The sequence below is a fragment of the Enterobacter cloacae complex sp. ECL352 genome (assembly GCF_020149545.1).
Lineage (GTDB): Bacteria > Pseudomonadota > Gammaproteobacteria > Enterobacterales > Enterobacteriaceae > Enterobacter > Enterobacter asburiae_B.
The window spans coordinates 4,439,427-4,451,383 of sequence record NZ_CP083709.1 but is presented as its reverse complement, the minus strand read 5'-3'; the positions used below and the strand labels follow the sequence as shown (position 1 = coordinate 4,451,383).

At 45.6% G+C, this 11,957-nt stretch carries 12 protein-coding genes and 1 pseudogene; 6 read left to right on the top strand and 7 right to left on the bottom strand.

The window, feature by feature from the left end; genetic code table 11:
- Nucleotides 1–54: 54 nt before the first annotated feature.
- Both LBF07_RS22030 and LBF07_RS22025 read left to right on the top strand, forming a co-directional pair.
- A complete protein-coding gene (locus LBF07_RS22030; protein ID WP_094935356.1) occupies nt 55–942 on the top strand; it encodes a LysR family transcriptional regulator in 888 nt (295 codons plus the stop codon).
- 83 nt (nt 943–1,025) lie between these two features.
- Nucleotides 1,026–1,295, top strand: coding sequence for a hypothetical protein (locus LBF07_RS22025; protein ID WP_058840731.1), 270 nt, complete (start codon nt 1,026–1,028; stop codon nt 1,293–1,295).
- Nucleotides 1,296–1,307: 12 nt separating this feature from the next.
- Here the strand turns inward: LBF07_RS22025 and umuC are convergent.
- Nucleotides 1,308–2,141 (bottom strand): annotated as a pseudogene (gene umuC, locus LBF07_RS22020) (translesion error-prone DNA polymerase V subunit UmuC); the annotation flags it as partial.
- A gap of 82 nt (nt 2,142–2,223) precedes the next feature.
- Between umuC and LBF07_RS22015 the strand changes: the two are divergent.
- From LBF07_RS22015 to LBF07_RS22005, 3 genes are read left to right on the top strand one after another with little or no spacing between them, the layout of a single operon-like run.
- Nucleotides 2,224–3,561 (top strand): site-specific integrase, encoded by a 1,338-nt coding sequence (locus LBF07_RS22015; RefSeq protein ID WP_001515175.1) that lies wholly within the window; start codon nt 2,224–2,226, stop codon nt 3,559–3,561.
- Nucleotides 3,558–6,491: a site-specific integrase gene (locus LBF07_RS22010; protein ID WP_001515174.1), complete on the top strand. Its 2,934-nt coding sequence runs from the start codon at nt 3,558–3,560 to the stop codon at nt 6,489–6,491. Before LBF07_RS22015 ends, LBF07_RS22010 begins: the two co-directional genes overlap by 4 nt.
- Before the next feature lie 19 nt (nt 6,492–6,510).
- Entirely contained in the window at nt 6,511–6,963 is a 453-nt protein-coding gene (locus LBF07_RS22005; protein ID WP_001085381.1) for a hypothetical protein, read from the top strand.
- Between the two features lie 128 nt (nt 6,964–7,091).
- On the opposite strand, the gene LBF07_RS22000 is transcribed toward LBF07_RS22005, so the two are convergent.
- The 6 genes from LBF07_RS22000 to LBF07_RS21975 all read right to left on the bottom strand — a co-directional run bounded on the left by LBF07_RS22000 (nt 7,092) and on the right by LBF07_RS21975 (nt 11,450).
- The gene (locus LBF07_RS22000) at nt 7,092–7,349 is read right to left on the bottom strand and encodes a toxin-antitoxin system, toxin component (RefSeq protein WP_223174908.1); all 258 of its coding nucleotides are present in this window, start codon (nt 7,347–7,349) and stop codon (nt 7,092–7,094) included.
- 86 nt (nt 7,350–7,435) lie between these two features.
- The gene (locus LBF07_RS21995; RefSeq protein WP_000178098.1) at nt 7,436–7,885 is read right to left on the bottom strand and encodes an antitoxin Xre/MbcA/ParS toxin-binding domain-containing protein; all 450 of its coding nucleotides are present in this window, start codon (nt 7,883–7,885) and stop codon (nt 7,436–7,438) included.
- A 328-nt stretch (nt 7,886–8,213) separates the two neighbouring features.
- On the bottom strand, nt 8,214–8,939 hold the full coding sequence (gene nucC, locus LBF07_RS21990; protein WP_001286625.1) for a CBASS effector endonuclease NucC: 726 nt from the start codon (nt 8,937–8,939) through the stop codon (nt 8,214–8,216).
- 87 nt (nt 8,940–9,026) lie between these two features.
- On the bottom strand, nt 9,027–9,962 hold the full coding sequence (gene cap6, locus LBF07_RS21985) for a CBASS phage resistance system CD-NTase-associated protein Cap6 (RefSeq protein ID WP_001101343.1): 936 nt from the start codon (nt 9,960–9,962) through the stop codon (nt 9,027–9,029).
- Nucleotides 9,959–10,477 (bottom strand): CBASS phage resistance system CD-NTase-associated protein Cap7, encoded by a 519-nt coding sequence (gene cap7 / locus LBF07_RS21980; RefSeq protein WP_000100572.1) that lies wholly within the window; start codon nt 10,475–10,477, stop codon nt 9,959–9,961. The genes cap6 and cap7 overlap by 4 nt, the downstream gene beginning before the upstream one ends.
- Before the next feature lie 7 nt (nt 10,478–10,484).
- Nucleotides 10,485–11,450, bottom strand: coding sequence for a CBASS oligonucleotide cyclase (locus tag LBF07_RS21975; RefSeq protein ID WP_224435093.1), 966 nt, complete (start codon nt 11,448–11,450; stop codon nt 10,485–10,487).
- Nucleotides 11,451–11,632: 182 nt separating this feature from the next.
- On the opposite strand from LBF07_RS21975, the gene LBF07_RS21970 reads away from it, so the two are divergent.
- On the top strand, nt 11,633–11,956 hold the full coding sequence (locus tag LBF07_RS21970; protein ID WP_001515173.1) for a helix-turn-helix domain-containing protein: 324 nt from the start codon (nt 11,633–11,635) through the stop codon (nt 11,954–11,956).
- Nucleotide 11,957: the final 1 nt, after the last annotated feature.

The window sequence follows — 11,957 nt, the reverse complement described above, 5'->3', positions numbered from 1 at the left end:
TTTTTTCTGGAGATATCCCCTGAAACCGATGGCACTTATAAGCAGAATCATTAAATGAATAATAAGCTCACCGCCATTTCCACCTTTCTACGCGTCGCTGAAGCCGGCTCGTTTTCGGCGGCCGCCCGTCAGACCGGGATTAAGCAGTCCGCCGTCAGTCAACAGATCGCGGCACTTGAGGATGAGCTTGGCGTGGTGCTGCTGCACCGTACGACGCGTACGATGAAGCTGACCGAACAGGGTGAACGTTACCGGCGTGATATGCAGCTTGTGCTGGACGCCATGGGGGAAGCGGAAAGGCGTTTACATCCTGCCGACCATCGCGTTCAGGGACGCGTCCATGTCCAGTTGCCGAGCGGCCTGGGGCAGATCATTTTGCCGCATCTGCTGGCGCTACAGCGCCTGCATCCCGAACTGCAGCTGATGATTTCCCTGGATGACCGCCTTGCCGATCTGGTGACGGAGGGCGTGGATGTCGCGATACGGCTGGGCAGTGAGCCTCCGCAGGCGCACGCGGCTCGCGTGCTGGCGCGTATTGAAGCCGCGCTGTTTGCCGCTCCCGGTTTTCAGGCGGTACACGCCGTCAGCGAACTGACGTCGCTGCCACACGTACGGTTCAGCGGTATTCCGCTGGATGCCCCTCTGCGCCTGATTTCCGACGAGGAAACGGTCGAGATCAACGTGAATACCGTTTTCCGTGCCAACACCAGCGACGCGCTGCTGCAGGCGCTGGAATCCGGCATGGGTATCGGCGGCATGCAGCGACCGCTCGTGGCCAGGGCGCTGCAGGCGGGCACGCTGGTACCGGTGCTGCCCCACTGGCGGTTACCCGATCGCTTCCTCTATGCCGTCTACCCTGACGCCCGCTTTATTCCGCAGCGCGTCAGAAAGGTCGTCAGCGTGATCGAGCAGTTACTGCCTGAAATACTCAAGAAAAAATGATTGTTTCCGCCGTAAATGACGTGCATTTTTTAACCACCAGGAATAGAGTGTTTTTACCGTATCCTCCTCTTTCTGGAGCACTTATGCCGGATTACTGTTTTTTCCAAAAAGGCCCGAACCTCATTGCGATCGAGAGCGCAAACACCGATGCGGCCGCTCAGCTCATCGCTCAGGGGTTTGAAAAACAGTTTGAGGAGATTGGCGCCGCGGATGAAAAAGAGGCGCTTACTCGGCTTGCCGATATCCGTAAAAATAATGAGATCGATCGCCATAACTTCCTGGCCGGTGCGGGCCAAATGCCGTGGATTGGCGTGCTGACGGCTGCGGCAACCTGGTTGACGCAAAAGAAATAACGCAACGATCGTCTACCTCGCCACCGGCAAATCAGCGTACCGCGTCGTATAGGCCGGTGACAGCATCTCACGCTTCATCGCCCAGGATTTCTCAATACCCTGCCCGGCAAACCATATCTTCCCTTTGCCGGAATGATTCAGGCTGTCCATCATCTCCATCAGCGCCGCGCTGTTGGCGCGCAGGCGATTATCGTCAAACAAGTTAAGCTGGGCGACGCCGCTGCTGAAAAAGTCCGCAAGCATGACCCCGGCTTTCATATAGCGATAGCCGTCGAGCCATATACGCCCCAGCGCCTCCGTGGCGGCGCGGATGATATCCCGTGAGTCATTGGTAGGCGTCATCAGGGTGACGGAAGCCTGATTGCCGTAATAAATTTCGTTATCCGCGTGCGGGCTGGTGCGCACAAACACGCTGATAAAACAACAGTATTGATGCTCGCCGCGCAGTTTTTCCGCAGCGCGTTCCGCGTAGGCGCAAATGGCCTGGTGCATCTCTTCATATTGGGTAATACGGTGTCCAAACGAACGGCTACAGATGATTTGCTGCTTGGTGGGGGTGAACTCCTCCAGATCAAGACAGGGCTCACCGCGCAGCTCGCGGGCCGTCCGCTCCAGTACCACGTTGAAATGTTTGCGGATGACCCAGGACGACGCTTCCGCCAGCTCCAGCGCCGTGGTAATGCCCATAGCGTTGAGCTTTTTCGTGATGCGCCGCCCTACGCCCCACACCTCCTCTACCGGAACCTTTTCCAGCAGCTTACGCTGCCGCTCGCGGCCTGAGAGATCGACCACGCCGCCCGTGCTGGCCCAGCGTTTCGCCGCATAGTTGGCCAGCTTTGCTATGTAACACTGTTGTTGTACACTTCATAAACAATTCAGTTACATCAATGCAATTACCATATGCTGCCAGCATAAGTGAGAGGCATCTATGTTTCGGTTACATCGAGGTAGCAGCAATTTTCCCTTTCATATCACTAACTCTCTGGGACTCCCACACACAGAGTTAACGCTCTACGCATGCCATGCAGGAAAATATCACTCGGCCAACACTGTTAAAGTTTACGTTCGTTATCTTTTAGTGTTTTTTTCATGGGCAGAGCAGAACGAGGTAGTAAGGCGTCAACAGTGGGATTTATTGGGTAACAGCGCTCAGGTTCGCGCTGTACTTGAATATTTCCTCACAAGTCAGTTGCACTGTACCTTATTTTTTGGGAAAGGTCTTTCAGGTGAGGATATTCGCAAAGTGCAGGTTACCTGGGGAAAAACCTACCGTATAAATCATCTCCTGGCGGCTCTGCGCTCGTTCTATCAGCTTTTAATCGCGATACAGCGCTATACCTATCCGCATCCCCTTGATCTACCTGAGGCCAAAAATATTATTTCAGGGATCCGTGAACGGCAGCTTAATGAGTTTGTGAAACTTAATCAGCGTTTACCGATGCCATCAAACAGCGGTGTTGACCATTGGCGTCCCTTACGACTGGCCTCTTCGTATTACAGAATCAAAGATAATGAATGGACTCCAGAATATTTAGACGATCCAGGGCTGATGGGACGCGTGCTAAAGGCTGGTGAATCGGGGGGCTGGAGCCTGCAGGACACAGCCATTGTTAGAATAATTTTTGATACTGGCTGCAGGATACATGAGGCCTGCTCTTTGACGCTACAGGACTGGCAGATCAGTGGATTTCGCAACACATTCATTGCGTTAAACAAAGGAAGTCGTGGAAAACGAGTCAAGAATATTATCATTACCGATAAAACGTTAAAGATCCTGCTGCGCTATATCCGAAATGACAGACCTGAATTGCAGGCTTATCTCAGCGGTCGTATTGATTTACCGTCTCGCAATATTCAGCCGTTACCAATTTTCGTGACAAAAAGGGGGCACCCGTTAACTTCAGATTATTTCAGACGATACAGATGGACACCAGTGCTCACAGCTGCCGGACTCAATATCCGAACGCATCAGATACGGCATTGGTTTGTCACTATGGCATTAAATGAAATTCACCGCAGCGCTGAGTCAGAAGCTGATTTGCTGCAAAAGCGTGGTGCTCTGCAGGTATTAATGGGATGGCGGTCGGATATGCTTCCAGCCTACGATCAAGCCCGGCAACGTCATGATTTACCGCTATTGGCCAGCACAATCCATGCATCTATCGAAAGCAAACAGCTTGAGGCGCCGACCATTTCTAACTTATCTGATCATAAGGAAAGTCATGTTTCGTTAATGCTAAAGGAAATGTTTGGAGAAAAATTATGAACGGCGAAAATTTATCCGTCACATTGCACCACCATACTTTATTCTCCGAGCTTATCAAGCGTCAGGAATTTGGAGTATGGTTCAGAGTTGAAGACTTACCCGGGGTGCGTACCGGACGATTTGAACTGAAAAAAAATGTAATGCCCTATATTGAAAACATAGTTGCTAAACTCCTCTACGCCCCGGCCGTATGTAATCAATCATTTCTTGCATGGGAACGAGACTATCTGACATTCGAATTTTTCATACGAAGCAGCAGATACGCCCTGGAAATAAAGTACCGCTACATAATTTATTGCATCGAGGATGGGCTTAGAAATGGCAATGAAAATTATATACAAAAAATAAAATCGCAATGCAGTTCCAACGAAGAGCAAATTTTTATTCTAACGGAAAAAATAAAATGTGCGAAACCTTCTTTTGATTTGTCTCAATTATCCACATCTGTGTTACAGTTGTCACAACAAGAACGTAAAAAACACATTTACCGGCTATACGATTTTTGTAAGTTTCAGGGTGAAGAATTTAAAACATCTGAAATTTCAGAACGCTATAATGTTGATTTGCATATCATATCAAAATATGGGCATTCTTATGCAAACGAACTGGCTATAAGTTTGCTTGACGAGGATGTCTCCGATGACCTTGCCTACTTTGAATGGAACAGAACAGTAACCACTTTCCGATATCCTCTTCAAAATTCGAAGAAATCACGAGAAATAAGAGCAAAAAAAGTTACTCTGGTCATTGAATATTTAGTTAGAAACAAATGTGAAGTAACTCATTCAGATATAACAAATTTAATTAACCTGGATTATCGGTTAGTAAAAGAGATGGTCAATAAATGGGAGGAAAGCAATAATACTAAAATTGCCAGAAGAAGGATCTGGAAAACCATCCCATTAAGCGAACTTATATCCACAGTCCATCCACATCTTCATACCATACCGCTAACATTTTTAGATTCATCTACAACGGGTAAACCGTTGACTGACTCGCAGGTACGTATGATTTATGAAATTAAACAACCGAGACTCAGGAATACTGCATTTTTCATTATGGCAACTTGTTACAGTAACAGAGTGAATGACATAACCTTTTTCTATTATATGTCCAGATTTCTCTATGCAATGGGGCTGAATGATATAGACAAACTTGACTATGAGTCTTTTTTTAAAGCATACCATCAGGGAGAGTTAATTCCTGAAGACAATGCCGGACAGCGGGCACGAATAATTCAGACTTATTTTCGATTGTTAGTCAAGCAAGGTGATTATCTAAGCAAACTCAGTGAAAATCAGCGGGAAATATTTTTACCTTTTACTCTGCCGCGTCTGTCAGATGATCTATTCTGGAAAAAATCCACATTGCACAGAGAGGTCTCGCAGGAACAAAAACATAAAAGGAAGTCTAAAACAGCTGTTTTACATCAGAAGTTTTATTTTCTTCGGGATTTTGTGGAAAGGCGAAAGTTACAGATTAATCGGCTTCAACAGGAGATTGACAAGGCTTTTATACTGTTTGAACAATCTGCAAAAAATGTCCCCCTTTTATTTGAGTATACAGAATCTGTTATTATGGAAAATCGGGCAGAGCAGACATATACCCACAGGTTTAAAGTCTGGGATGCGATGTTACTGAGACAAGCACATGAACCGGTTGCAGCAAAAAAAACCTATTCATGGCGCGATATTGATCCCTCTCACACCATTCACAACAAAGATGCTAAGTTTGTCACTTTTGAGGGAAGTTATGATAAACATCATCAGCCTGTTGAAGGGCTTTGGTTCATCGAACTCATCACTCTTGCTGCGTTATCAGGTTCTCCCTCATCTGAAATCACTAGCCGATATGGTGTCTCAAAGAGGTCTTTTCAGGGACCAATAACGACGCCATACGGCCCCACGACCAGTCGATGGCAATATTTATTGAGTAAAGATTTAGGTCTGATATTTATCCCTATTGAAATTTTAATGACAGACGCTCTGCTTGCGCATTCTGCCGTGCAGATAATGTCAAAGACTGGCGCTCGGGCGCATGAGTTCCTGCAGATAAGGCTGGTACCTGAGCATCTTTATCGATTGAATCTGACAGAGAATAAAGAATGTATATTATTTAATGCAGTACCTAAAGGGAGAACAAAAGAGGAGCCTTTTTATATTGATAATAAATGCATGGAAAGTTTGTATGAATGGTGGCGTTATCAGATAAGCAGAATGCAGAAATTTTCTGTAATTAAAGCAGCCGCATGTCTGGGGCCAAAATTAAAAAACGCCAGCTACCTCTGGCAAAATGATGAAAAACACTTTACTCAAAAAAATATCAATGGCGCACTTTCCTTCATGTTACACGGTCTTTCGCTAAAAACTTCAGCCGGAGAGAATATAAAGGTCACCAGTCATCTGCTCCGGCATAGTTTTGCAACTGAAATGCGCACGCTGAATACACCGCTGGATGTTCTGGCGCAGTTGATGAAGCAAAAAGATGTCAACGTCACTGAGTATTATGCAAGACATACACCATCTCAACTGATTGAACTACAACAACAAATCTTCACACAACGCCATGATTATACCAAGAGTCATATACGCACTAAAGATGAGATATCTCAGCAACTTACAGAAGCCGTGGGTAAAGTTGGTGCATTAATACCGGTTATCGGTGGATGCTGTACTATCGCTAACGCATGCCCGGCCAAGTTTGCCTGCATTGGTTGTGCAGGGAACGCCCCGGACCCAGCCAAACGCAGTGATGTTTTAATTTACAGAGAGGCCTGGTCAAAGATGGCTTCTCTGTCCAGAGAACAGAAATTACCGGCGGAAGAGAGAAAAGCGCGAGAAATTATTGGAAGTTGTAACGACATGCTGGAAGAAATGGATCTGATTGAGCAGGTTGACTCCATCAGACGTCATTTACAGCCCCCATTTTAACTTTTGTGAAATACACAATATGGCAAAGAAAAATATGAATGGCATTCTTACCTGGCAGCGCGGGCGTATTGAAAACAGTGTATCGCTGGTTGAAGGCGCGATTGATGAACTATTGGCAGGAAAGCAGAGGATTAGCCTCACTACCATTGCACAAGCATCAAAAGACATAGATCCTGCGGGTAAAGGTGTGTCCGCTTCTACTATACTGAGGAACAAGCAATGTCATGCACTATATAAAAAACACTCTTTATCAAAAAATGGTAGTCACAAAAAACATATTTCATTAAGCAAGGCTCTTAATGACCCGACCGCATCAGAACTACGGCGGGCTCACCTTCTTGCCAGTAAGGACAAAACAGCCCTTATTACAACCATTATTCTGATTGAACGGGAACTGAAAAAGCTTGAAGAACAGAACTGCAATTTGCGGGAGAAAATACTATCGTTTCATCTGCCAAATTCGACGTATTGATATATTAAAGTCATCGGGCGAAGCGAAATATTTGCTGGCACTGGAAAAGAGATACTCGTCTTTACTTAGGCATGAAAAATTTGTCGAATGTCTCAGCTGTATCCTGGCTACACAGCAAATCCTGAACGCTATAATCCATCTTGCCATGCAGTCCCGCCCTGGCGCTCGGGAAATGCAGGGCGCATTGTTTTACGACGACTAAAACAACGTCTCATCCTACCCAGATGGAACATGTCTATATCAAACGCCATTACCTGGCTATCAAGGACTTCAGTGCTTCCTGTGAGGGTAAAATCATCGTTCAACTGCGACGCGTTCAGATGCACCAGTGTTCCCAGCATCATCAATGATGCTGCTCCAGACAGGTAGACCATTTCAGTACCCACGCTATTCCTGCGGACACCTGCCTCTTTCGCGCCTGGTTCGGGCCATGCCGACATCTGACAGCGCGTTTTGGTCAGCCTGTAGAGGATCATGAATAGACGCCGTGTTCAATACGGGTGATGAGACGCATCACTTCCAGTGCTCCAGTTTCTGACGCCAGAACGTCAGCAGGTTTTTGCCAGCTCAGAGCCCTGTTATTTTCGTTAAGCCAGTGCTGAGCTGCATCCTTGTCTCCTTCGAACAATTTAACTGCATGGGTTAAGACCCGGATGACGCGAACGATCCGCTCACTCTGGTCGGCTGTAAACCGATCCCTGATGCTACGGTTAAATGCGGTGTTGGGGATGCCCGACATTTTCCTCAGTTCAGCCGGTGTGATCTGTGCCCAGGCAGAAATACGCTTAGCGACTTCGCCTTCCAGCCCCTGATTAATTTTATCCATCAGCGCTATGCCGCTATGTTCCTCCAGGCCAACAACATTCCAGAGATCCCGTGGCTGAGTATGGGGTACCGAGGGAGAAAAAACTTTCATGGTCATACTTATTCCTTCATTTGGTTATTTTATTATACCATTTGAAGTGTTACTGACGAAATAATCAACAATTAATGCTTCTTTCATGATATGCACGGCACATACCCTGCAGCATAGATATGCCAGCATAACAAAGCGGGAATGACGTTCTACGAAAGTGGCGATAGCAGATAGCGTTCCCAGGCAACATGAAAAGCTGAACGATAACAAAGTATTATGAAGTGAGTTCCACTAACTTCAGCTTAGAGTATTAAAACTGACAACCATCAATGAAATGCTGAATTACAATCTAAAAAACAAATCCTCTCGAAATAAATAAGAAATAAACCAGCATTCAATTAGCCAACCATTTTCCATAGGCATCAATGTCAATCATTGGCACAGTGCCACTAAATTGAAGTTGCGCAATAAGCCTGAAAAGAAAAGCGGTAGCTGGTTTATTTCCATGTTCAAAATTGAACTTGCTATCAATGTTATTGAAGTAAAAATGCCCATGCGATGCAACACAGCCCATATCAAGTCGTCCATCAGATAAATCCCCATTGAGGGCTTTGTCAAACGACATCCCCAATGCAGGACTCCAGTCACTTTCAAAAGTAAGTAACCCTCCCAAAATTGGAATGAGTGGTTTTGCTGGATATGTCCCGCCAGCATGCGGAATTGGAAGGCTGGTACGATGAAGTCTGCGAACACTTGCAACTTTTCGCTGTGCATAAGCAACAAGATCTGCTGACGCAGATTGCTTTGCTTCAAAAACCGCATAGACACTTTCTGCTGGAACAATTATTTGTTCATTAAATTTGAAAATGAATGGTGAGTACTGCCTGTCAAAAACAACCACATCAATCTGATCACTAAAATTACCCAAACTATCAACTACAAAAGCATTAGCTGCCTGATAGCGTTTGGGAAGATATGTATCAAGCATTTCAATCCATACTCCTTCACTGGCATCCCCTTTAGCCCCGGGATGCTGGAAAGCTTTACGTGCAGTTCCCAGTCGAAGCTGAATGTCTTCATGTAACGATGCAAATAGTTGAGAAAGCGACCAATCTGACATAATGGATTCCTTTATTCATTAATATTTATACGCTGCATAAGCATGCATGGCCCATAATACTATTTATGGGCTTTTATCTGTTCTATATTACTGGCGGTCAATAAATGCGGGTGTTGGTGTCATTTTATTGACTACCTGTAGCGCAGAATGGACTGACACTGCATTATATGGGTAGGCCGCAAGAATTATTGATGGGATTAGCCGCTGCGTAATATCTGAGAAAGTAAATCCAGGAGAATTAGGGTCCCTTGGACCGGTTAACCTGACTAATTCTTCTACCGCCGTGGAATTTAACCCCAATCCCGTAAGTTTTGAATGCAGCAAATAGTGCCGTTGTTCATCATTTGGCCGGGAAAATGTTAAAATTTCAGCAGCACGACGCTGGACAGCTGGATCGAGAGCTTTCAACCGGTTAGTACACATAAGAACTGCCGCTGGTAGTTTCTGATTGGCGATCCGGTCTATTCCGCGAATAAAAGCGTTTACACCAGCACGATCCTCATGGTGCATCTGGGCATTTTCCCGGGACTGAGCCAATGCATCAGCTTCATCAATCAGCAGCAAAACCGCACCACGAGCTTTTCCATTCGTGTTTTTTAATTTATCTGCGGCCTCAATGGTGTAATCAAATGCAGCTGAAACCAGCTGAGTCATTTCGCCAACTCTACCTTGCCCTCGGGTAGCAAGGCTCAAAGGATACAACGTAATATCAATATCTTCCTGCCGGGCTACAGCATCACCAATGGTTTCCGCCAGCTCTGTTTTACCTGAGCCCACGTCCCCAGCCAATACAACTAAAGGTGGCCGTCTGAGTACTGTATCAACAGCCGCACGAGCATCTGGATGATATTTTTTGGCCCATTCCTGAATCCCATAAGGATTTACAAGCAAGCCTAATATTTTTGATAATCGATCTTTGTGCTCATCAAGACCAACTAAACGAGCCAGACGCTCCTGAGGCTCAAAGTCAGGGAAGTTAATACGCCGCTCAAACAATTCATCAAGTGATGGTTTTACGTTCATACAAAATTCCTTACGCTAGTGCGAGTGAGGGAGCGGCCACCGGCCGAGTAAGTCTTATCATTTTCGAGGTAGCCATTAATCCCTGGAGACTGGGCACCAACCCGTTTGAATGGTAGATCTTTCAAAGCAGTATCTTTTTCCGATTGAGTAGCATTCAGATATTTCGAGCTATAAGTCATAAAACTGTAGAAGGATGCACCCGATACATCTTTTCCTGGGCGGATTTTTCCGGGATCGTCATCTGTTCCTGAGCCAAGCAAGTCGCCTGCGGTATATCGAAGGGTCGGCTCGATCCAGTTATTATTTTTCTGAAAACCATAAGAGACCTCACCCAAATATCCAGCCTTAAGAAACACAACCAATTCTTCTTCGTATGCTTCAATGTCGGCATCACTGGGGTAACCATAAAAACGTTGCATGCGCCGCAAGTCAGTTGCAACTTTAGCAGCCATGTGACGAGCGTGGGTTACGCTGAAAGTTTGCGTCTCTGCTACCGTATAACTATAAGAAGACATAATGATTTCACCCCTGGAATGAAGAACCGAAAACTTTCTGCCAATAGGTTACGGTTAATTGCTTGGTTGGTGCATAGAATGCAGCATCAATAGCGTCACCGGCATCCATTGCGGCGTCAATGATGGCGTCCACATTAGACTGCGTATATAAACGAGCAACATTATTAACAGGATTAACGGGATCGATGATCTGCACTAAGTCTGACAACGTGCCTACTTTTGACGCAGGATAATTATCTTCGAAGACAATGCGTTCACGTAATTCGGTGCTCACCAGATAGGAAAAAAATGCCTGTAAAGCTTCCGGATAATTCGAGAAATCCACACCATTATCCAGTAATTTTGCAAGAATCAATTCAATCATGAACGATTTAAAGCGAAAATTCGGTCGCTCTTGCTTCATCAAACGAGCCCAATATTTCGCTAAACGAACAACCTGAGCAAAATGCTTCGGGGCAGCACGCTTGCGGGCTTTGATGAAATCAAGGTGCAGAGGAATACTGGTTTCAAGGAACGAGCCATCTTCCTGGCTTATCAAATGACCTCGCCAGTCAGGTAACCCCGAATACAATACAGGGACAATATCGACATCTAAGCCAGAGCCCCGGAAGGAAACCGTTACAGAGTATGTCTGGGGTTTAACCTGATCAGGGCTAAAATTAGGAAATGCTTTACGCAATCTATCAGCAAGATAGTCAAGCAACCCACGTAAATCCTGTGGTGCATCAGAGCCGCTGATATACACAGCCACATCAATATCGTTTAACGAGCGAAGAGCAGTTCCTTTAGCCAGACTACCTGATGGAATCATTCGCTTTAATGAAAAGTCAGGATGATCAGAAAGATACCCTTCCAGTTTGTTCTGTAATCGCTTGGCCTGTTCCCTGAAATCATCAGCCTTTACTTTTGGAAGATTTACCTTATCTTCGGCAAATCGCGCTATAGTTTTATGGTCGACATGTTCTGTTGACATCTCATCCTCACTAGAAGTCTTCACTCTATCCAAGCCGGACGACATGTCATGTTCATTTTCGTCGGCCACAAAGTTCGGTATAGCGAACTTTTTATAAGAATGAGTGCATTTTTCATACTTGTCAAACTTTTTGTTCGGAATAGTGGTACAATGATGAAAGAGTTAAATGAGGAGATGTAACAATGGCAACCCGTCTTGGCGAAAAACTTCGCGATTTGCGTAAACAGCGTGGATTAACACTGGAAAAACTCGCTGACATGGCTGGACTCAGTAAAAGCTATCTATGGGAACTGGAAAATCGCGAGTCTCAACGTCCTTCGGCAGAAAAGCTCACTGCCCTGGCAGATGCACTGGGAGTTGGGACTAGTTTCTTTTTAGAAGATGATCTTCGAGAACCGGAAGAAAGGCATCTTGATGATGCTTTCTTCCGGGGCTATAAAAACCTTGAACCTGAGGCTAAAGCACAGTTAAGAAAAATATTGGACACCTTTAAAAAGGACTTTTAGT

Bases quoted from the DNA above. Each gene is read 5' to 3' on its own strand.
- LBF07_RS22030 (WP_094935356.1), top strand. From the start codon at position 55: ATGAATAATAAGCTCACCGCCATTTCCACCTTTCTACGCGTCGCTGAA.
- LBF07_RS22025 (WP_058840731.1), top strand. From the start codon at position 1,026: ATGCCGGATTACTGTTTTTTCCAAAAAGGCCCGAACCTCATTGCGATC.
- LBF07_RS22015 (WP_001515175.1), top strand. From the start codon at position 2,224: ATGTTTCGGTTACATCGAGGTAGCAGCAATTTTCCCTTTCATATCACT.
- LBF07_RS22010 (WP_001515174.1), top strand. From the start codon at position 3,558: ATGAACGGCGAAAATTTATCCGTCACATTGCACCACCATACTTTATTC.
- LBF07_RS22005 (WP_001085381.1), top strand. From the start codon at position 6,511: ATGGCAAAGAAAAATATGAATGGCATTCTTACCTGGCAGCGCGGGCGT.
- LBF07_RS21995 (WP_000178098.1), bottom strand. From the start codon at position 7,885: ATGACCATGAAAGTTTTTTCTCCCTCGGTACCCCATACTCAGCCACGG.
- nucC (WP_001286625.1), bottom strand. From the start codon at position 8,939: ATGTCAGATTGGTCGCTTTCTCAACTATTTGCATCGTTACATGAAGAC.
- cap6 (WP_001101343.1), bottom strand. From the start codon at position 9,962: ATGAACGTAAAACCATCACTTGATGAATTGTTTGAGCGGCGTATTAAC.
- cap7 (WP_000100572.1), bottom strand. From the start codon at position 10,477: ATGTCTTCTTATAGTTATACGGTAGCAGAGACGCAAACTTTCAGCGTA.
- LBF07_RS21975 (WP_224435093.1), bottom strand. From the start codon at position 11,450: ATGTCAACAGAACATGTCGACCATAAAACTATAGCGCGATTTGCCGAA.
- LBF07_RS21970 (WP_001515173.1), top strand. From the start codon at position 11,633: ATGGCAACCCGTCTTGGCGAAAAACTTCGCGATTTGCGTAAACAGCGT.